We start from the raw sequence: 20,674 nt of genomic DNA, 5'->3' as shown, positions 1-20,674 counted from the left end.
CAAGGCAGTTATCAGCATGGTTCATCACCGCCTCGACCAATACGACCCCTGCCGGGTCCGCGACGCCGCCGCGATCCCTCGCTCGATTGTTGCAGTGGGCGCCTCGAGTACGTCCGAACGCTGGGAACATATCCCTCACCACCATCAACACGGGCAATTGATCTACACCTTGCGCGGCGTGGTGCATTGTGTGATCGAGGCGGGTATCTGGATCGTGCCGCCGCAATGCGCATTGTGGATTCCCGGCGGTGTGACCCACGCGGCCCGTGGCGCTGGCGAAGCAGATGTATATTGCCTGTTGATCAGCCCGGACGCCGCCAGCGCCCTGCCCCGGCAATGTTGCACGCTGTCGGTGTCGCCATTGCTGCACGAATTGATCGGCAAGGCGGTCAGCTTCCCGCAGCTCTACGACGAAGACGGCGCCCCGGGCCGGCTGGTGGCGACGTTACTCGACGAGTTGGCCTTGGCCCCCCTCGAGGCCCTGCATTTGCCCATGCCCCAGGACCCTCGCTTGCATCGGCTGGCCACCAGCTTATTGGCCAACCCCGGCGACAAATCGACCCTGGGCGAATGGGCCGTGCGCATCGGCATGAGCGAACGCAGCATGACCCGCCTGCTGCTGGAAGAGATCGGCCTGAGCTTCGGTCGCTGGCGCCGGCAGTTGCATGTAATCCTTTCACTGCAGCGCCTGGCTAACGGCGAGAGTGTGCAGAGCGTGGCGCTGGACCTGGGTTATGAAAATGCCAGCGGGTTTATCACCATGTTCCGCAAGGCCATGGGCCAACCGCCGGCGCGTTACCTGGCAGACCGAGCCAGTACTGTCGGGCCGCACAGCAACGTGTCAACTATCGCCTTGACGTGAGGTTTTGATGATCGTTCCCACGCTCTGCGTGGGAATGCCTCGTGTGCCGCTCCGCGTCACGCTTAGGGACGCAGAGCATCCTGGGCTGTGTTCCCACGCAGAGCGTGGGAACAATCCACCCGACTCAGTTCTTGTAGTCGGTATCGGTACGCTCAAGCTGGCGCACCAGCGCATTCCAATGCCGCGCCACGCCCGGGCCTTCGCCATTGCTGAACACCTTGGCCTGCTGCTCGACCTTGGCCACCACGTCAGCCGGTGGGAAGATCAACTCGGCATTCCCCGCTGCCTGTGCCGCAATCTGGATGTTGCAGGCCCGCTCCAGGCTTTGTAGTTGCTGGAAGGCATGCTCGACGCTGACGCCGCCCGTCAACAAGCCGTGGTTACGCAGGATCATCACACTCTTGTCGCCCAAATCCGCCACCAGCCGTTCACGCTCGTCCAGGTCCAGCGCCACGCCTTCGTAACCGTGGTAAGCCACACGCCCCGAGAATGCGATAGCGTGCTGGGAGATCGGCAACAACCCCTGCTTCTGCGCCGACACCGCAATACCGTCGCGGGTGTGGGTGTGCAGCACCGCTTGCAAATCATGGCGTGCGCCGTGGATGGCGCTGTGGATCACATAGCCGGCGTAGTTGATCCCCAGGCCCGTAGGGTCATCGACGAGGGTGCCGTCCAGATCGACCTTGACCAGGTTGGAGGCGCTGATTTCGTCGAACAACAGCCCGAAAGCATTGATCAGGAAATGCTCCTCGGCCCCTGGCACCCGCGCCGAGAAATGCGTGTAGATATGATCGGTCCACTTGTACAACGCCGCCAGTCGGTAGGCCGCGGCCAACTTGACCCGCACCTCCCACTCTTGCGGTGTGACCCGCTGGCGCACATTGCTCAACACACTGGAAATCGGCGTGACGCTACTCATGGCAAATCTTCCTGGATGACCTAAGGGACTTCCAGGCAAGACTAGGGGATGGTCATAAATAATAAAAAGCACATTTTAATCTAAGCTAATTATTATATTTATTTATAAAAAGCAGCAGTGGCAGCGTTCAGGCCACCACGGGAGCAAGCTCCCTCGCCGCCAATCAACTCCGCAGGTTCAACGCCCGTTGTTGAGCTTTTCGTTGATTGCATCCGTTTGCCGTTCAATGTCCTTGATCGAGGTCGGCGTCACGACTTTGTCGATGGTGTCAGTCTTGGGGTTCGCAGGTTCAAGCGTCTGCCCTTTGGTGGCCTGGGCATTACCTTTTTGCGCATCTTCAGAGCTGACGGGGTCGGGGGTTTTATCGGCGGTTTTACGATCAGTCACAGTGCAATCCTCCTGGCAGTGGCAGGCCCCTGAGATGGCGGCCCTATGCAGCAGAACCCTGCGAATCCGGATTGGTTCAAGTCAATTGCCTCGCCTCACCACTGGGCAAAAAAGCGCAAAAAAATTTAAACCTTTTACCCGCCTCTCGATTCAACAGTCAGGTAACGGCATCCCGCCATTTCCAAGGAGAGACACCATGAAAACTCGACTGATGAAACCGATGGGCCTTACCTTCATGCTGATTGCAGGCTCGATTTCCACCGCGATGGCGGCGACCTCCAACGACTTTGTCGACAACGCCGCCGAGGGCGGTATCACCGAGGTGGAAGCGGGCAAGCTGGCCTTGGAAAAAAGCAGCTCGGCGGACGTAAAGACCTTCGCCCAGCATATGGTCACAGACCACACCAAGGCCAATCAGGAACTGATGGCCCTGGCGAAAAAACTCGATATCGAAGTACCCGATGACGCCGCGCTCACCGACCAGGCGAAGAAAGCCATCCTGGAAATGCGCGATGAATCCTTCGACAAGGCCTATGCCAACAACCAGGTAGCAGCCCATGAAAAAACCGTCGAACTGTTCAAGAAAGAAGCGGCCTCCTCGGACAATCCCGAGCTGAAAGCCTTCGCCACCAAGACCCTGCCCACCCTTGAAGCCCACCTGAAAATGGCCAAGGAACTGCAAACCAAATACGCCCATTAAACCATCCATGACCCAAGGAGACACTCGACCATGAGCTCGCAACTCAACGGCAAGCACATCCTCGTCATCACCTCCAACACCGGCATCGAGCGCGACGAGTTGCTCAAGCCTCTGGAGACGCTGCGTGGCTACGGCGCGACCGTAACGCACGCCTCCAGCAAAGGCGGCACTACCCAGACATTTGTCGGCGACACGGAAAAGGACCAGACCGTGGAATCCGACGTGCAACTGTCGGATGTTGTCAGCGCCGACTTCGATGCGCTGGTCATCCCGGGCGGCACAGTGAATGCCGATACGCTGCGCCAGGATGCCGCCGCGCTGCGCTTGATCAATGAGTTCGTGCAGGCCGGCAAGACCATCGCGGCGATCTGCCACGGGCCATGGACCCTGATCGACGCTGGCGTGGTCAAGGGCAAAACCCTGACCGCCTATAAAAGCGTGCGCATCGACCTTGAAAACGCCGGCGCTGCCGGCGTGGTGGGTGCCGAGGTTAAAGAGTGCCAGGCCAATGGCTGGACCTTGATCACCTCGCGCACGCCGGACGACCTACCGGCGTTCAATGAGGCGATTGCCAAGGCCGTCGGCGGCTAATCGGCTTAGCGCAATGAAAACAGGCGCCCCATGGGCGCCTGTTTTTTATCACTCACCGCTTCAGCTTTTACGCTGCTGCGCCATTTCACGCTTGGGTCCGAACATCGCCCACGCAATCAACCCCAGCAGCGGCACGAACACCAGCACCACGACCCACAACCCCTTGGTCTCCCATCCGCCAGTGCTGCGCAAAACGATATTGATCGCCCAGAGTTCCAAGAGCAGCAGAACCACCGCCAATACGATCCAGATATATTCAATTTGCATGATTCACCTCCTGAAGTCTAAGCGTTAGGTCAAGCAGATGCCCCAAGGGTTCCATTAGAATTTTCCTGGCCACCCTTTAGGGCCGCCCGTTGCGCTGGAGCGTCAGCAACCGGTTGTGCGTTGTGCAATCTCAACGCGGCCCGACCATGCAAGCTGCACGACCACCAAGCACACAGAAAAATACAACCAACTGATTTACAAGATAATTTTTAACCATAAAAGTTGGTACGCCTGATGCAACCTTCCTCACCACGAGGCGTGCACTTCGACACGCCCGCATACCCCCCGTGAGGTTACCTATGAATGCCATCGACCTGCTCAAAGCCGACCATGAACGCGTCAAGACCCTGCTGACCCAGTTAAGCGAATCCACTGAACGCGGGGTAAAAAAGCGTACCGAGTTGTTGGCCAAACTCGAAATGGAGATCACCCTGCATACCCAACTCGAAGAAGAGATCCTCTACCCCGCGTTCAGGAAAGCTGGTGGCAAGGAACAGGACATCATGTACCACGAAGCCAAGGAAGAGCACCGTACCGTCGACTCGCTGGTACTGCCGGACTTGAAGAAAACCGACCCCTCGTCCACCGAGTTTTCCGGTCGCGTCAAAGTGGTCAAGGAGTTGCTTGAGCACCATATCGAAGAAGAAGAAACCGAGATGTTCCCCCAGGCCAAGAAACTGCTGGGTAAAGCGCTGCTCGAAGAGCTGGGGGCCGAGATGGAAGCGATGAAGGCCGCGCACAAAAAAGCTATGGCGAAAAAACCGCTGGCGGCGTAACGGCTACCTCCTCGCAGCAAAGTTCGCGCGACAGTGACCCACAGGCCCTGTCGCGCTATCGATTTGCACCGATGATTTCTCCTCGCTCACTCAGCGATCCGGCCGACCGAGCCGGCCTGGCGCCCCATGCTAGCGTGCCATTGCCCTTGGCAGTGGCCGGGGGCTTTCAGGAGATTCATCACAATGGACACGCACTCCCCCACCTATACCCACCTGTTCAAAGAGGACTGGCACCTGCTGTGTTCGGCCTCTTCCATGGCGGCAATCGACTCCCCGATCGCCTACCTGAAGGCGTTATACCTGTTTGCCCAAGCGCTGGAAAAAAGCGGTAAAGGCAAACAGCCCAAGATCACCCTCGACCGGCGACGCCCCGAACTCAAGACACTGCCCCTGGACGAACGCGGCCTCAGCGCTGTGATTCCTCAACTCTCGATGATCAACGAAACCCTGTCCCGCCAGATCGACGCTCATCTCAAACAAACCCGCCGTGAATACCGCGGCCGCTCCCTTGATGAGGTGCTCGGCAGGCAACGCTTCCCCTTCGTGCTGCCGTTCGAACGCGCGCATCGCCAGTGCTGGCTCGGTTTGTCCGGCGGCAAGCCACAATTGGGCGAACTCAGTTACCGCATCAGCCTCAAGCTGCCCACCAGCCAGCGCGCGCAAAACACTTACGGCGTGGTCCGGCACGAGGCCTATGAAGCGCAACGTTTGCTGTCCGGGCTGAGCCCTGCCCAGCAGGTGTTATTGATCGAGCCTTTGTTAATAAGAACGGGAGACGTACAGGCAGAAGATTTTTTTACCCAGCACTATGGTACCCAGGAGCAGCCCCTTGAGGAGTTGTCCCACTGGTTGCAGAAAACCGGACTCACCGCCGATCAGACCGAAGCGCTACTGGCCTGCGGCAAGTATGTGCCGGTGCTGTCGAGCAATGTTCTGGCAAGCGCCCTGCCAACGCCGCCGGCCAAGCTGCGCCTGCACAACGGTGCCGCGTACGTGAACGGGCCGATCACCGAGGCCGGCGCGACCCAGTCGCCCCTGTCGATCAATGCGCAGGACAAGGATGGTGCGCGCCTGCTCAATACCTCATGGGAACGTTATCAGCGCCTGCACCGAATGATCCGCCTGCAACGCTGGACGCAATTGCCCTTCGACGCACTCGACGCCCTGTCGACGAGCGTGGTGCGGCGTGAACACGAGGGCGACCCGGCGCAGCCCGCCAACGACAATACCCTGCGCGCACTGGGCGTCTATCGCTATCTGGAGCGCCGCTACAGCCTGTCATTGCAAGCCTTTGCCGCCGTGCTGGATGAGATACCGGTGTGGGCACCCGGCACTCGTCTGTCGCTGTACGACCAGCTGTTCAATCCCGGCCCGTTGCCAGGCCAGGCATTGACCCTGGACAGGCCGACCCTGGCCTTGAGGGAGGAAATCCCGACAACCCTGCGCCACCAGCTCTGCACCGGCCTGCACCTGAGCGACACCCCAGCCTCGTTGCACTGGCTGATCAAGCAGGCCCGCCTGCATCTACCCGCTTCTTGCCCGACGCTTACGTTTTATAGCGCGCTGTATCGCCAAACCCGTATCGCGCGATTGTTCGGGCTGTCAGTGCTCGACAGCTACCATGTGGCGGCGCTGCTGGGCGGTAAGGATTACACCGCACAACTGGTCAACCCGAGCCTGCGTCGCTCCGGCGTCAATGCCCCTGCCGACCTGCTCGATGTGCTGATGCAAATGGACTGGCTGGTCCGCTGGCTCAACGACACGGGTCAAACGGTTGATCAGCTTCGCCGCCAATTGCTATTGGATGCCCAATCCCCACCGCCCCACGTGCAGACGTACATCACCCAACTCGATGAGGTGGTCGAATTGACCCGCCATGGCCTGTTGGCGCAAGAAGACCTCGCTGACCTGTCATTGCCCCAGCCCGAGCCTGACACCAAAGCGGCGCCCATTGCCTGGCATGCCCTCATCGTACAAGGGCTGCTGCACAGCCAACCGCTGCTCAAGCCCGCGCCGCCCAAAGAACTGCCCAATGGGCTGGTGCAGCTTATCGAAGCCCAGACCCTGAGCCTCGACCCAGAACGCAACACGGCTCTGCACAGCGATGCCAAACAGGCAGTGACCAAGAAGCTGGGCGCGTTCTACCAACAAATGCAGCCGCTGAAAGCAAAAATCGACACGCTGCTCAACGCTCCCTCACACCTTGCCGGTGACCCCGCCGCGTACCTGCAATGGCGCAAACTCGTGGTTCGACAAATTGCCCGAACCGCCACTGCTGAATCCACCACGGAGCTGCACAAAAATGTATTGCTGAGCCTGCCGGATGCTGAAGTGTCCTTGGGGCTGGCAGTGAGCCGTGAGGCCTTGCAGGCCTTCGTGCTCCATCCGCACTGGCTGAGCCCGGACCACACCGCGGCCTCGCTGCTCAAGCTGACGCTGAGCACGCTGTACCTGCTGCAACGCTTTGCCCATTGCCTCAGCACCTACGGGCTGGCCCAGGACAGCGTGCTCGCCTATTTACAATGCGCCAATTCATCCTCCGTCGAAGGCTCCGCCATAACTGACAATGGGGCTTGCACCTCGCAACTGGCCGCATTGCTCAAGTGGGATGTCGATGAAATCAACCTGCTCGTTGAATCTCTGCCTGCCAAACAGGTGAGGACCCTGGCCGACCTGGACTGGCTCCTGCGTTGCCATGAAGCCGTCAGGCTCACCGGCCTTTCCGCCAGCGCCTTGCTCAAGGCTGCCGACCTGCATGCCACCTTGATGAATGAAGACTGGCAACACGTTGGCTCGGCATTGATCGCCACAACCCCCTAACCCCGTTGTATTTCGCCTGGTTCAAGGAATGACCATGTCTGACACCCTCACCCAACACCTCAACGAACACCTGCGCGACGCGATGCTGGGGTTCTACCTCAACAGCGTGCTGCCTGAAGACACGGCAGTGGCCGATACCGTCAAGACCGTAGACGATATCTATACCTATTGGCTGCTCGACCCCCAGGTCAGCCATACGGTGCCTACCACCCGTGTCGCCAGCGCCATTGCCAGCCTGCAGCAGTACATCACCGGCATTTACCTGGGCCTGGAGCCCGGCTACGACGAACAGGGCATGAGCGCTGACGAGCAGACCGAGTGGCGAGACCAGTTGCTGTCCTATTCACTGTGGCGTGCCCACCAGCAACTCCAGCACTACCCGGCCACCTACCTGAGCCCTGCATTGCGCCATGACAAAAGCGACAACTTCAGGCAACTGGAAAACCAGCTCAACCAATTTCGCATCGAGCCTGCGCCGCTGCAGGCAGCCGTCCACAGTTACCTCAGCCGCTTCGAAGCACTTGCCAACATCAAGACCCTCAATGGTTATATCGACGGTGATAAAGACAGCTTTGCCAGCAGCACTTATTACTTCACCGGCAAGTCCAGTCCGGAAAACACCTATTACTGGCGCACGCTGAAAATGGCCTCGGGCGACGCGGCCACTCCGCCAGCCTGGTCCTCCTGGCAAAAGATCCCGCTGTCGATTGACGATAACGTCCCCGAACAGACGATTCGCCCGGTGGTGTTCAACGGGCGCCTCTTCGTGGTGTGGGCCCAATGCATCAACCCGACGTCCTCGTCGAGGGACATCACCCCGATTGGACGAGGTGATGTCGAATCGGAGAGGGAATACCAACAACGGCTGGAAACCCGGATAAAGACCACCTATCTACAGTTGCGCTTGTACTTTTCCTATAAAAAACTGGATGACAGTTGGAGCGTGCCGCAGGCCTGCATTCAGGAATACAGCCTTGCACAGGGCCTTGACGAATTGAGCTCGGAAGACCTGATGAGTGCCACTGCGTCCATCGCCGTACTCGATTCAAAAAGCCAACCGCCGTCACTGTTCCTGGGCCTGAGCGCACAGCCGAACCATCAAACGGCTTCCTCGCACAACGGCGTGCATCGGCATTTCTTTCAAGCGGTACGGCTGGATCAGCACTTCAACGTCCATTGGCTGGAAACCCTGGGCAGCACTCGGCGGATGTTCTCCTGGCATAAAGAGTCTGAACTGGCCGGGCGGTACCAGGCCCTGTTCGGGCACCACAACAGGTCAAGATTTCAATTCAGGGCGCCCGAAACGGTCCAGGTCAAAGTTCACTCCCTGACCAACAATGCGCCCCATGGCACCACCCATGGCTGGAATTACGAAGACAATCAACAGCATATCCGCAGTCTTTCGGCTGAGAGCGATATCCGGTTCAACCGAACGACGTCAGTACTGGAGGTCACCACCCGCCTGGCGAAACGCTTCGAACCGCACCGCACTGTCAGGTTCAGCAAGGCAGACGCAATGGCCAATTTGACCATCACCCTCAGCAGCAGCGGTCCTGCCCAGAACGAGATGCTGGCGTTAGGCCCCACCGCCGAGATTTTCCTGGAGAGCGCCAGGCTGGCAACCTTCTCCAACGTGCGCATCGACTTGACCCTCAAGTGCAACGAGACCGGCGTCAGCTATGCCCAATTCATAAAAAATGCAGCGAATCAGCCGACGACCTTTACCCTGCCGCAGATTGAAAAAGATCAAGAAACCCCGAAAAGCGCGACATTCAATCTGCGCGACCAACGCATTAGCCAAGAAGCCTTCGATTATTTTTTCAATACGCCGGACGCCACCTATACCGTCATTCTCTCGTTCTACAACAATCAAGCGGAGTCCAGCAGCCATGCCTACGACTTGGTACTGGACAAGGTCCAGGTCCAGCAGAAACAACGCCTGTACAAACCCGTGTTGATGTATCCCAGACAGGGAGACAGCGCTTTACCGGAAAGCCCTCATCGCAATAACACGGTACTCGTCGGCCTGGCAGACGCCTCTCGGCGCACTCTGCGCGACACGTTCACTGAACTCTCCGAAACGCACACGCTTGAGGCGCAGATCGAACTCTCTCCCTCGACCTTGCACCCCTACGACGAGGACTCCACTGACACGACGGCTTCCACATTGACGCTGATTCACGGCGTGTTGCTACTGGAAAGCGATGTGCATTACCCCGACCCCATCATCCTGGGCTACGCGCTGAAAACCGCGACTTTCACCCTGCCGCCCGATAACAGCACCCCCATCATTCCACTGGCTCCGTTTATCCGGCGACTCGCTACCCCGCCCTATGGCACGGCAGAGTTCATCGACTTCAACGGGTCCACTATCGAGTCTCTCGATAAACCTGAAAACAAACGAGCGCCCATACGCACCAACACCTGCGTGGCCGGGCTGCTGGCAAAAACCGCGGGCGCAGGTTTGCATGAGCTGTTTGCGTTGGCGCCGGATGCCTGGCGCGAGCCGCCATTGCCAAGCGAGAAAAAGCCCAGTCCCCTGGACTTTCACGGCCCCCATGGCACCTATTACTGGGAGTTGTTTCTTTACCTGCCCTGGCTGTTGGCACAACGCCTGAACCAGGAGCAACAATACGCCGAGGCCGAAACGTGGATACGCTACGTGTTCGATCCCGTACACCCATCCGGGTTCTGGCGCCTGCCTGCGCTGCTTACCAGTGCGCCACAACGCCACGACGTCTCGTCCGTGTCCCACCCATTGGCGACAAGCAGCGCGGTACATTTTCGTCAGGCGCTGTACCTGCTGTACGTCGACATCCTGCTCAATCGCGGGGATGCGGCCTACCGGCAAATGACTCGTGACGGCCTGGCCGACGCCAAGTTGTGGTACATCCGCGTCAAGGGCTTGCTCGGGCCAAGGCCGCCGCTCAACCCGGTCGATCCCTGGGCAGCCACGACCTTGGACAAACTGCAAAACCCTTCCACGCTCGATAGCACGACAGTACCTGCGGGCACCTCGCGGCTGTGTCGGTCCCTGAGCCCTGATTTGCTGCTGCGCTGGGACAAGATCGAATCTCGCCTGCACAACCTGCGCCATCACCTGGATCTGACCGGCAAACCCTTGAGTCTGCCGCTGTACGCCGCGACCCTGACGCCTCAAACGCTGCTTGCCGCGTACCAGCAAGGGGTGGTCGGCGCCAGCCTGCGCCCGTCGATACGCACCGCCCAGGCCGCGCACTATCGCTTCCAGGTGCTGCTGGGACACGCCGTGCAAGCGGTCGACAACCTGATCCAGTTGGGGACGACCTTACTGTCGTTGTTCGAACGCAAAGAGCAGGCCCAGTACCTGGAAACCCAGCAGCAGCAAGCCTGGGACGTGGCGAGGCTGGCCGTCGAACAACAGGCCCAGGCCGTACAGTTCGATGCGAGGAACCAGGAGGCGCTGTTGGCAGGACGCCGCATGGTCGAAGCGCGGGTGGCGTTCTTCGAACAGCAGCTCAAGCGAGGCATCAGCCCGGCCGAGGCCCAGGCCACCCAGGAGTACCAGGACAGTGCGCGCTGGGACACCGCTGCCGCGGTGGCACAAGCCGGCGCGGGGCTGGCGATGCTGATACCGAATATTTTTGGCACCTCCAACGGCGGCGTGCGCTACGAGGGCGCTTTTCACGCCCTGCACGCGGCGTCCCAAGGCATTGCCAATGAAAAGCGCGCCAACGCTGCCCACCTGGACCGCACCGACCTGTTTGCCCGACGCGCCGCCGAGTGGGCCCATTCGCTTGAACAGGCACGCCTTGAGCTGGCCCAGGTCGACGCCCAACTGCAGGCTTATACCGAACAGCAAGCCCATACCCGCTTGCAACTGGGCCTGGCCCAGACCAGCCTGACCCAGGCACGAAGCCTGTACGACCAGCTCGGCAAACGCTTTACCAACGCCCAGCTGTATCAATGGCTCAATGGCCAACTTTCCACTTTCTACTACCAAGCCTATGACTCGACCCTGTCGCTGTGCCTGGCGGCCGAGGCCTGCTGGCAGGAAGAACGGGCTCAGTGGGACAAGCACTTCATTCAAACCCAGCATTGGACCCATCAATATCGCGGCTTCAGCGCCGGCGAAGCGCTCAAGCAAAATCTACTGAGCATGAGTAACGCCTACGTCACCCACAACGAACGTTTGCTGGAGATCACTAAAACCGTGTCGCTGCGCCATCTGCACAGCCAAGACCCGATGGCCACGCGCGACATGCCCTGGGCCGCGCTTAAAGCCGACCTGGTAAAAACCGGCACCTTGACCTTTGAACTGACCCTCAAGCTGTTTGACGACGACTACCCAGGCCATTACCTGCGGCGTATCAAGCACGTCAGTGTGTCCCTGCCCGCCACGCTGGGGCCCTATGAAGACATCAAGGCCATCCTGACCCAAACCGCCAGTACCACGCACGTCACCCCCGCGACCAGACACACCGAAGCCGCGGTAAAAAAAGACCTGCGCGCCAAACAGCAAATCGCCCTGTCCAGCGGGCTCAACGACAGCGGCTTGTTCACCTTGAACTTCGACAGCGACGAGCGTTACCTGCCGTTCGAATACACAGGAGCGATCTCCACCTGGCAACTGACCTTTCCCAACCATGCCCGGCAAAACGCTCTGCTCGAATCCCTCACCGATATCATCGTGCACCTGCGCTACACCGCTAAAAACACCGGAGGTCAACGATGAGCGTGCAGCCGCCCGAACTCTTGGAACCTAAGATTCCGGCGCTGCCCAAGGGCGGTGGCGCCATCCAGGGCCCCGGCGCGCAATGGGGCGCCGTGGGCACACGGGGTGAGGCGTGCCTGGAGGTGCCCTTGCCCATTTCGCCGGGCCGAGGCTTCACGCCGGCCCTGAGCCTGGGTTATCGCAGCGCCCTAGGCAATGGGCCCTTCGGCCTCGGCTGGGCGATGTCGGCAGGCGCCATCAGTCGTGATACCCGCAAAGGCGTACCGGCCTACGGTGATGACGACCGTTTCATCAGCCCCCAAGGCATCGACATGATCCCTGAGCGTGATGCCGACGGCGAAATTCAGGCCACGACCTGGAACCACTATAACGGCCTGGCCCTGGACGAACCCCACCGAGTGGTGCGCTATTTTCCGGTGATAGAAGCGCGCTTCGACCGTATCGAGCATTGGTCTTGCGACAGCGACAAGGCCGGGTTCTGGCTGGTTCAGGGGGCCGACGGCTGCGTGCACCTGTTCGGCAAGACCCTGATCGCGCGCTGTGCAGACCCGAACGACGATCTACGTGTTGCCCAATGGCTGTTGCAGGAAAGCCTCAACCCCCTGGGTGAGCAGATCTATTACCACTACAAACACGACGACCAGCCGCCAAGCGCCGCCAGGGACTATCGCGCCCAGCGTTATCTGGCGCGGGTGTGCTACGGCAACCTCAAGCCCCTTGAGCACCTGGCGCTGTGGCGCGCGGACGCCCTCGCTGACAAGCAATGGCACTTCGAACTGCTGCTGGATTATGGCGAACGCCACACCGGCCTGAGCCAAGTGCCGACCTATGCCGAACAACACGCCTGGCCGGTCCGCAACGACCCGATCAGCAGTTATGCCTATGGCTTTGAACTCGGCACCCTGCGGCGGTGCCAGCAAGTGCTGATGTTTCATTACTTCCCCGACGAGCCGAGCCTGGGCGCCGAGCCGGTGCTGACGCGGCGTCTGTTGCTGGAGTACACCCATCGCCACGCCATCGGCAGTTGCCTGAACGCCGTGCACAACCAGGCCTTTGACGCCCAGGGGAACGCCAGTGCCTGGCCGCCCCTGGAACTGGCCTACAGCGCCTTCGTGCCGACGCTGGACGCCGCGCGCTACCAAGCGTTCGACGCCATGGCGGGCGTCAACGATGGGCAGCATTATCAACTGGTGGACCTGTACCGCGACGGCTTGCCGGGCATCCTGCACCGCACCGATAAAAGCTGGTATTACCGCGAGCCGCTCAGGGCCCCCGGCCCAGCCAGCAGCAATGCGCTGATCTATGGTTCATGGCAGGCCCTGCCACGCATCCCCCTCGCCGATACCGTCCAAGCCACGCGCCAGGCACTGTCGGATCTTGACGGCGATGGGCATCTGGAATGGGTGGTGGCGCAACCGGGGCTGAGTGGTTTTTTCAGCCTCGACTCGCAGCGGCAATGGTCGGGTTTCGTGCCTTATGCGGCGATGCCCCAGGAGTTTTTCCATCCCCACGGGCAACTGGCCGACCTGATGGGCAGTGGGAGGCTGGACCTGGCCTTGATCGGCAGCCGTAGCGTGCGCCTGTATGCTCAGCGCCAGGACGGCGGGTTTGATCCTGGCCAGGAGGTGCGCCATGCGCCCGACGATGAGGGGCTACCCACCCTCAGCCATTCGCCGGCTGAATTGATCGCCTTTTGCGACCCCCTGGGCAGCGGCCAACAACACCTGGTGCGTATCCGCCATAACGAAATCAAATGCTGGCCCAACCTCGGCCGTGGACGCTTCGGCAAAGGGTTTGTCTTCGCCACACTGGCGTTCGACCACGCCAGCTTCGATGCCGCCCATATTCGCCTCGCCGACCTGGATGGTTCAGGCGCGGTGGACCTGATTTACCTGGCGCCTGAACACGTACAGATCTATATGAACCGCGCCGGCAGCGGGCTGGCATCGGAGCCACTGACATTGCCTTGGCCCGAGGGCGTGCGACATGACGCGACGTGCCAGGTCAGCTTTGCCGACCTTCAAGGCCTGGGCTGTTCCAGCCTGATCCTGAGCGTGCCGCACATGACCCCCCAGCACTGGCGGTATGACTTCGTCAGTCTCAAACCGTATTTGTTAACCGCCACGCTCAACAACCGGGGGGCCACCACCCAGCTGAGCTACCGCAGCAGCGCCCAGGAATGGCTCGACGAAAAACAGCACTGGCAAACCCTGGGAGTGCCCCAAGGCAGTAGCCTTGCGTTCCCAGTGCAGGTGGTCAAGCGGCAACAGCAAAAGGACCTGGTCAGCGGCAACCGCTCCACCCAGTATTTTCGTTACCGGCAAGCCTGCTATGACCGTGAGGAGCGCCAGTTCCTCGGCTTTGGCCTGGTGTTGCACACCGAGCAACCCCCTACGGCCGATGCGCAGCCTGGGGTGTTGACCAAACGCTGGTTCCACACCTTTGAGCCCTCGCAGGAGGCTTTTTACCCGGGCGACCCACAGGCGCCCGCGCTGGGGCCAACCCTGCTGGGCCAGTTGGAGGCCGGGCGCACGGGAGACACGCTGATCACCACGCCCGTCGCAACCACCCGCCGCGCGATGCAGCGTGCATTGGCGGGGAGCCTGCTGCGTGAAGAGGTGTATGCCGCCGCCGATGCGCCACCACAGGCAGTGCCGTATTCGGTGCAGCAACAGCGCTATCTCATACGGCAATTAAGCCCGTCGGCCAAGGCCGGCGAACCGGCGGTGCTGCTGCCACTGTTGCTGGAGTCGCTGACCTGTCGCTACGAGCGCCAACCGGACGACCCGTGCTGCCGGCACATCCTCAATCTGCGCTGGGACCGCTACGCCGGCAATCTGCACAGCGTGGTGGTCGACTATGCCCGTCGCAGGACAGCCAGCGACTCCCCACCGCCTGGGCCAGCCCACCAGCAGCAGTGGTGGCGTGACGCACACGACTCAGCGCAGCAGACGTATTACCTCAACGAAACCCGCGCCCGCTTCATTCACCTGGACGCCGCGCAGCGCTGGCGCTTGCACTTGCCCTACCAGCAACGAAGCAACGTGCTGGTGCTGAGCAAAGAGGCGTTAGCGATTGAAAAAATAAGCTATGAACACTTCATCGCGCAGGGCCCGTCCGATCCATTGGGAACAGCGGCCGAACGCAGGCTGGGGGGGCTGTCGGTGCAGCACTACTGCGTGGCGGAGCACACCGAACCCTTGCCGGCCGGCACCGCGAGTTTTCAGGCGCTGCCTGCCTATATCGAGACAGCCGAACTCGATCAGCAAGCGCTGGAGGTATATGAGGGCGGCACTGTCACTGCTACGCTCAGTGCACAGCACTATCAGGCCATGGCCGCGTTCCTGTCACCGGACCCCGGGCAGGACGAGGCCATCACCCTGTGGTCCCTCGGCCAGGGTTACACCCGCTACGGCCAGGCCGAAATGTTCTATCGGCCTCGTCGGCATCAGGCGAGCCTGAGCCATGGGTTCACGCAGTCCGAGTACGACCGCTATGGGCTGTACATCATCAAAGTGCAATTGGCGGACGGCTGCACGACCCAGGCGCAGTACGACTACCGCCTTGGCCTGCCGGTGACGGTGACTGACGCACAGCGTACACAACGCTACGCGCACTACGACGCCCACGGGCAGCTGCTGGCGACCGGCCTCAAGGGTGAGGAGCAAGGAAAGCCCGTCGGCCATGACGCCCCTACGCCCTTCATCCGCACGCCCGATACGGGCCCGGCGCAGGCCCTGACTGATCCGAAGGCGGCGTTGCTCAACGCTCAAAGCGCGTGCTTCTACGACGTGTTCAGTTGGATGGGGCGCATTCCACCCGCCAGCATCCAGGCGCAATGGGTAAGCAACGGTTACCTGCTGCCCAGCGGGCATATTCGTGCCTCGGCGTTGGCACGCCTGAACAGCCTGAGCGCTGCGCTCCCCCATCATCAAACCCTCAAGCGCCTGATTCAGGCGGCCAGGCAAGTGCCGGTGCACGTCGTGGTACTGCACGCCGACCGTTGGCAAGGCACGTCGCAAACGGCGCAGATCCAGGTAGCCCTCGCCTTCAGCGACGGCTTTGGCCGCGTGCGGCAAACCCAGGAAAAGGCGCAACCGGGCCCAGCCTTTGCAGTCGATGACGCCGGTATGTTGAGCGCGGGTGCCGAGCCAACCGATGCCACTCGCCGTTGGCGGATCAGCGGCCGTGTGGAGTATGACAATCAGGGTTGCCTGGCGCGCACCTGGCGACCTTACTTTGCCGACCGTGCCGGCTATATCGACGATGCGGCCTTCAACACCTTGCGTCCCAGCGAGCAGCACTTTCATGACGCGTTGGGGCGCCCGGTACGCGTGCTCAATGCCAATGGCGACACGCGGCGCCAGACCTACCACGCCTGGTACAGCATCGCTGAAGACGAAAACGACACGCACGCGCCGGCCTGACAACAGAGCCGGGCCGTTACACGGCCCGCGCTCCTTGGCCTGACGTTGCGCGTATTAACGGCGGTGAGGGTCCATCACCCTGACCGCCCGATAGTTAAGCCCACTGATGTGCTGGATCATCACCCGATAGGCGCCACGACCGCGCTGCCCGCGATAACGCGGCAAGTCAAAACTGCGGACATTCTGCCCACCCGCCATGGCATGGCCGGTATGAAAATCCAGTGTGCGGTCTTCCAGCCGATCAATCACCCTTCTGAGAATTTCACCTCCCGGGCCATGTAATTCATTCTGAATAGGTGTGACGTCAATCTCGAGGGGCTCAGGCACCAGCCCGGAGGAAGGTCCCGGGCTTACCGGTTGCGCGGCGGGCACCTCAGAAGCGGAGCCTCTGCGGCCCACGCTCGTGACTCTGGTTTGCGGTTGTACTTCGGTATGGGCCAGCCCAGCCGCTGGCAGCGGGCTGGCGCCCACTTTGCGTGCCGGGGCGCGCAGTTCTATGCCTACAAACCCCAACCTGGCAAGCGTAAAGCTAGGGTTACGCTCCGTTCGTGAGGCTGTTTCAGCCCGGTCCCGATGCTCGGTGGGCCCAACGTACCCATAGAGACCGCCCCGCGCTGCCGGGGTCAGCCCGTAGGACAGTTTTTTAGTGTCGGCGGTAGCCAGACGGTGTTCCAGGAAAAAGTCCGCCAACTCGTTGACTTCATGTTCGGTAGCGCCCTGTCGGCGGCCCAGCTCTTGCGCGCCGGCCATTACGGACTGCTCATAGAACGCTCTTCGCTGAACGTCAGTGGTGCTTAATCGCTGATGCGCGTAAAGCGCCACGCCCACCACACCTGAAATCAGCCCGAAATAAGCCAGTTCAATCCTATAGCCCATCTCTACCCCTACTCCGTGCCCGATCAACAACACCAGGAGCAGAACCGTCACCACCTCCAGCATCGAGCGGCGCTGCAAACCGTCTTCGTCTACATAACCCATGGGGTTGTTCCCCACCATCGCATACAGGTTCAGCCCATCCACATCCCCCGCCGGGTCAGCGCTGATCCACCGCAACAACCACGGCGCGTAGTACCTGAAGCCGTAGTAATACAGCCCGCTGGCGTCGCGCTCCTTGCCCGAATAACGTCGGGTTTTATAGTTCGCCTCCAAGGCATTTTTTGCCGCCCACCAGGCAGTTGCGCCGAAGGGGTAATAACTTTCCTGGCTCAACAGGCCGGCTGCCTCGTCCAGCTCCAGAGTGCCGCTGCCCAAATGATCGTCGAGGCTGAACCGCAGTTGCTCGTCCTGCATCTCGTCGGGGCGCTGCTGCTCCCACTGCAGCCCTCTGACCGAATGGCGCCCGCCCGGAGCAAGCACCACGTTCAACCACTCGCCATCCGGCCCGTGGCGATGCAGCTCCAGCCCTGGCAGATAAAGCACTTCATGGGTGTGAGTCTGCGTCTTGCCATGTGCCACGCGACGCTTGATGACTCGCTGGCCGGTGCCGTCATACAGATACACCTCATCGTCATGTTCGCCATTGTCACGCAGCACCTGCGCGACGCGAACCAACTGGTTGCGCCCGTTCCAGGTCAACGCCTGCCCAGGCGCCAGAGCCTGGAGATTGCCACGTTGGTCGAAGCCGTTGCCCAGGCCCGGCGCCTTTGCGCCCTCGCGGGCACTCACGCTGTGATTGCTGTGTTCGCCCACCTGCATCCGTTGGGTATAACCGCTGCCGGTACTGGGCACATGGCGCATCTGCGTCAGGTTACTGGCCGAGTCGTAGGCATAGTGGCGGGTGTAGTTGCCCCAGAGGTTGTCGTCTGTGGCGCCGAACGTGATTCGCCCGGGCAGTGCGGATGCGCCGGTATTGCGCGCGTTTTCACGGCCGGTGGCCTTGATCAATCGCGACAGGCTGTCGTATTCGAATGTGCTTACTGCCTCCACCTGCACGTTGCTGGCCCAGCGGGTCGGCTGCGCCGCATCGCGGATGCGCAACACATTGCCGACCCGGTCGTAGCTGTAGAAGAGGTCTTGCAGTCGCTTGCCTGCCGAATCCTTGAGGTGGGCGCTCAAGCGTGTCAAACGTCCATCAGTGTCCGAATACTCGGCAACGCTGAGCACGCCATTACCCAAGCGTTCGCTCAACACCTGGCCCGAGGCGTTGACGCTGCGTTGATCCACCAGGGTCTTGCGCGCTCCGCTTTTGAACAGGATCTCGCTTTTCGTCAATTGGCCGTCGACACCGTATTGAGATTGCTGGCGATTGCCGCGCGCGTCGACCTGCTCCAGGCGTTGCCCCAGCGCATCGTGCTGCCAGGTGGTGGTGAAGGTCTGGGCTTGCAACTGTGCATCCCGCTCACTCACGGGCAGCGGCCAGTCGGGCGCGGTGTGCGACGTGCACAGGCGCCGGGTTTGCTCGGTGATGTTGCCTTGCACGTCGTAGCGCTCAACGAGCAACGTGCCTGCCGGGTCATCGTGACGAATCATGCGCCCACAGCGATTGCGCGCCGCCTCCGTGGACGTCATGCCCGCGTAACTCATGCGCTCGACACAGCGTTCAGCCGCTGCCTCCTCCGCGCGCTCGAATACCGCCACGGGGCGCAGCAACGGGTCGTATTCGAACCGCTGGCGCGTGCCTCGACTGTCCCACTGTTGCACGACCTGGCCGCCACTGCCGAGCAAGCGCGTCTGACGGCCCGCATCCACGCTGTCGGTGCTCAGCACTTGCCCGCTCAAGCTATAACGATGAGACAGATTGGGCCGCACGTCGGGATCGGCAGCGTGCAACTCAAACAGCCTGGAGTCCCACTGTTGCTGCAACAGGCCGCGAGCGTCGAACACCTGCCGTGTGACCTGCGCGCGGGGTGATTGCTGCGCGGCATTGCGATGGTACGCCACGCTGCGCACGGTCAACCCTCGCGGGTCGACCACCGTCAGCGTGGGCGTGTTGTGATGCAAAGAAGACATAACCTGATGACCTGGAAACCAAAGAAGCCTAGAGCCTAGTCATCAAGCCGGTGCCAGCCTGCGGGCTCCGCACGCTGCGCAGTGTGCGGCGCTTCCGAGGGTGTCGTGAGGCTTACCGGACGCGGCGCTTCATGGCACCGGCAGCCAACCGCTGAAAGCACCTTGGGCACCCAACGGGGACCAGGCAAAATCCCAGGCGGGCGGCGGCAATGCCGGTCGCGGCGCGGCTATCGAAGGGTGGCCCTTCCAGTCGAACAGGGTGCAATCGCGCCAGCTCAAGACAATGCCTGCCGCCGGGCTGTCATCCGTCAGCACCCAACGCGCAGCAGCGGCGGCCATGAAGGCCTCGATCGGTTCCTCATCGATCTGTGTGCGGTACGCCGAACTCAGCAACCAGCGGCATACGTTCAGATGGTACGTCCAGTCCAGCGGCGGCTGGTTGCGATAGGCCCAGGTCATGAAGGCGCGAAACAGGTTCAAGCCCTCCGGTGGGTCGAGCTTGAGCAACGCCGGGCAGATGTCGAACAAGGTATGCCAGTGAGGCAGCAGGCGTGCATCCAGGTGCACGAAGCAGCGCGAATTACTCGGGTAATCAGACAGCGCCGGTTGCGCACGCAGGCGCCGCGACGCCTTGCTGACCAGGCGGCCGGCGCCGGCAGGCAATTGAGGGTTCATAGAGTGTTCTCACAATCGTGACGAGAGAATGCCTCCTGGTTACAGGAAGCCCAAGGCACACGTCAGGATGCGGGAGAAGCGCGGGGGTTGGCCGAGGGCCAGGAATAGCGCGGCGGCGCCTTGTTGCGCCGCTCATGGGCGACACGCGGGGCTTGGGTGAGGCCGAGCAGCCAGGCCAGGCCGATCAGAAACACCAGGGCAACGGTAACCGCGTTGCACACCGGGCAGGCAAAGTAGTTCGAGATGTTGCTGGAGGACGGGTTCGCCAACCCTTTGTCGGAAATTGGCGACTGCCCGCCGTCCACCGAACAGAACAGCCCGCCGATGCCGTTGAGCTGCTGCCCCATCATCTGGCCATGCCCCAAACCGCAGGCGAACAGGTTCATCAGCACGCAGAAGTACAGGGCCCAGGCGATCAGTGAGCGGTCAGAGTGGCGCAATTTCATGGCGGCGACTCTACCACCGAAGCCATAAAAGGACGCAATGCGACGCGCCCCTGTGGCAGAACGTCGCAGATTACGCGCGCCGGCCAGGGTTGCTAGACTCTGCACCCTTCTCGTTACTCCTTTTCAAAGCCTGGCGGAGCA

13 protein-coding genes are annotated in these 20,674 nt (G+C 61.1%); 7 read left to right on the top strand and 6 right to left on the bottom strand.

From position 1 onward, the window contains the following. Positions 1-16: 16 nt before the first annotated feature. On the top strand, positions 17-862 hold the full coding sequence (locus HU730_RS02595) for a helix-turn-helix transcriptional regulator (protein ID WP_054897762.1): 846 nt from the start codon (positions 17-19) through the stop codon (positions 860-862). A 124-nt stretch (positions 863-986) separates the two neighbouring features. Here HU730_RS02595 and HU730_RS02590 read toward each other — a convergent pair whose 3' ends face one another. Continuing rightward, positions 987-1,781 carry a class II aldolase/adducin family protein gene (locus tag HU730_RS02590; protein WP_072447767.1) on the bottom strand — a complete coding sequence of 265 codons (795 nt, stop codon included), beginning with the start codon at positions 1,779-1,781 and terminating at the stop codon, positions 987-989. 177 nt (positions 1,782-1,958) lie between these two features. Next, complete coding sequence (locus HU730_RS02585) at positions 1,959-2,168, bottom strand: hypothetical protein (protein WP_057977469.1); 210 nt, start codon at positions 2,166-2,168, stop codon at positions 1,959-1,961. A 196-nt stretch (positions 2,169-2,364) separates the two neighbouring features. Between HU730_RS02585 and HU730_RS02580 the strand changes: the two genes are divergently transcribed. After that, positions 2,365-2,868 (top strand): DUF4142 domain-containing protein, encoded by a 504-nt coding sequence (locus tag HU730_RS02580; protein WP_020303039.1) that lies wholly within the window; start codon positions 2,365-2,367, stop codon positions 2,866-2,868. A 30-nt stretch (positions 2,869-2,898) separates the two neighbouring features. After that, positions 2,899-3,459: a type 1 glutamine amidotransferase domain-containing protein gene (locus tag HU730_RS02575; protein ID WP_096144327.1), complete on the top strand. Its 561-nt coding sequence runs from the start codon at positions 2,899-2,901 to the stop codon at positions 3,457-3,459. Between the two features lie 60 nt (positions 3,460-3,519). On the opposite strand, the gene HU730_RS02570 is transcribed toward HU730_RS02575, so the two are convergent. Further along, a complete protein-coding gene (locus HU730_RS02570; RefSeq protein ID WP_003191730.1) occupies positions 3,520-3,726 on the bottom strand; it encodes a hypothetical protein in 207 nt (68 codons plus the stop codon). A 299-nt stretch (positions 3,727-4,025) separates the two neighbouring features. On the opposite strand from HU730_RS02570, the gene HU730_RS02565 reads away from it, so the two are divergent. From HU730_RS02565 to HU730_RS02550, 4 genes are all read left to right on the top strand, one after another. After that, positions 4,026-4,502, top strand: coding sequence for a hemerythrin domain-containing protein (locus HU730_RS02565; RefSeq protein ID WP_003191732.1), 477 nt, complete (start codon positions 4,026-4,028; stop codon positions 4,500-4,502). Between the two features lie 183 nt (positions 4,503-4,685). Beyond that, positions 4,686-7,322 (top strand): Tc toxin subunit A, encoded by a 2,637-nt coding sequence (locus tag HU730_RS02560; protein WP_096144328.1) that lies wholly within the window; start codon positions 4,686-4,688, stop codon positions 7,320-7,322. A gap of 34 nt (positions 7,323-7,356) precedes the next feature. Further along, on the top strand, positions 7,357-12,036 hold the full coding sequence (locus HU730_RS02555) for a neuraminidase-like domain-containing protein (protein ID WP_186526839.1): 4,680 nt from the start codon (positions 7,357-7,359) through the stop codon (positions 12,034-12,036). Then, positions 12,033-16,463, top strand: a complete 4,431-nt coding sequence (locus HU730_RS02550; protein WP_186526840.1) for a SpvB/TcaC N-terminal domain-containing protein — start codon at positions 12,033-12,035, stop codon at positions 16,461-16,463. The genes HU730_RS02555 and HU730_RS02550 overlap by 4 nt, the downstream gene beginning before the upstream one ends. Before the next feature lie 54 nt (positions 16,464-16,517). Here the strand turns inward: HU730_RS02550 and HU730_RS02545 are convergent, their stop codons facing one another. The 3 genes from HU730_RS02545 to HU730_RS02535 all read right to left on the bottom strand — a co-directional run bounded on the left by HU730_RS02545 (position 16,518) and on the right by HU730_RS02535 (position 20,533). Then, entirely contained in the window at positions 16,518-19,412 is a 2,895-nt protein-coding gene (locus HU730_RS02545; protein WP_186526841.1) for an RHS repeat protein, read from the bottom strand. Between the two features lie 129 nt (positions 19,413-19,541). Further along, positions 19,542-20,087, bottom strand: a complete 546-nt coding sequence (locus HU730_RS02540; protein WP_181125023.1) for a putative natural product biosynthesis protein — start codon at positions 20,085-20,087, stop codon at positions 19,542-19,544. Between the two features lie 62 nt (positions 20,088-20,149). Next, complete coding sequence (locus HU730_RS02535) at positions 20,150-20,533, bottom strand: DUF2946 domain-containing protein (protein ID WP_054918556.1); 384 nt, start codon at positions 20,531-20,533, stop codon at positions 20,150-20,152. Between the last annotated feature and the right edge of the window lie 141 nt (positions 20,534-20,674).

This window comes from Pseudomonas sp. SWRI22 (assembly GCF_014268395.2).
Taxonomy (GTDB): Bacteria; Pseudomonadota; Gammaproteobacteria; order Pseudomonadales; family Pseudomonadaceae; genus Aquipseudomonas; species Aquipseudomonas paracarnis.
Note: the sequence above shows the minus strand (reverse complement) of the source record. Positions and strands in the feature narration are given on the sequence as shown.

What these genes read in the sequence shown, in the direction of transcription:
- HU730_RS02595 (WP_054897762.1), top strand. Translation starts at nt 17, where the DNA reads ATGGTTCATCACCGCCTCGACCAATACGACCCCTGCCGGGTCCGCGAC.
- HU730_RS02590 (WP_072447767.1), bottom strand. Translation starts at nt 1,781, where the DNA reads ATGAGTAGCGTCACGCCGATTTCCAGTGTGTTGAGCAATGTGCGCCAG.
- HU730_RS02580 (WP_020303039.1), top strand. Translation starts at nt 2,365, where the DNA reads ATGAAAACTCGACTGATGAAACCGATGGGCCTTACCTTCATGCTGATT.
- HU730_RS02575 (WP_096144327.1), top strand. Translation starts at nt 2,899, where the DNA reads ATGAGCTCGCAACTCAACGGCAAGCACATCCTCGTCATCACCTCCAAC.
- HU730_RS02570 (WP_003191730.1), bottom strand. Translation starts at nt 3,726, where the DNA reads ATGCAAATTGAATATATCTGGATCGTATTGGCGGTGGTTCTGCTGCTC.
- HU730_RS02565 (WP_003191732.1), top strand. Translation starts at nt 4,026, where the DNA reads ATGAATGCCATCGACCTGCTCAAAGCCGACCATGAACGCGTCAAGACC.
- HU730_RS02560 (WP_096144328.1), top strand. Translation starts at nt 4,686, where the DNA reads ATGGACACGCACTCCCCCACCTATACCCACCTGTTCAAAGAGGACTGG.
- HU730_RS02555 (WP_186526839.1), top strand. Translation starts at nt 7,357, where the DNA reads ATGTCTGACACCCTCACCCAACACCTCAACGAACACCTGCGCGACGCG.
- HU730_RS02550 (WP_186526840.1), top strand. Translation starts at nt 12,033, where the DNA reads ATGAGCGTGCAGCCGCCCGAACTCTTGGAACCTAAGATTCCGGCGCTG.
- HU730_RS02545 (WP_186526841.1), bottom strand. Translation starts at nt 19,412, where the DNA reads ATGTCTTCTTTGCATCACAACACGCCCACGCTGACGGTGGTCGACCCG.
- HU730_RS02540 (WP_181125023.1), bottom strand. Translation starts at nt 20,087, where the DNA reads ATGAACCCTCAATTGCCTGCCGGCGCCGGCCGCCTGGTCAGCAAGGCG.
- HU730_RS02535 (WP_054918556.1), bottom strand. Translation starts at nt 20,533, where the DNA reads ATGAAATTGCGCCACTCTGACCGCTCACTGATCGCCTGGGCCCTGTAC.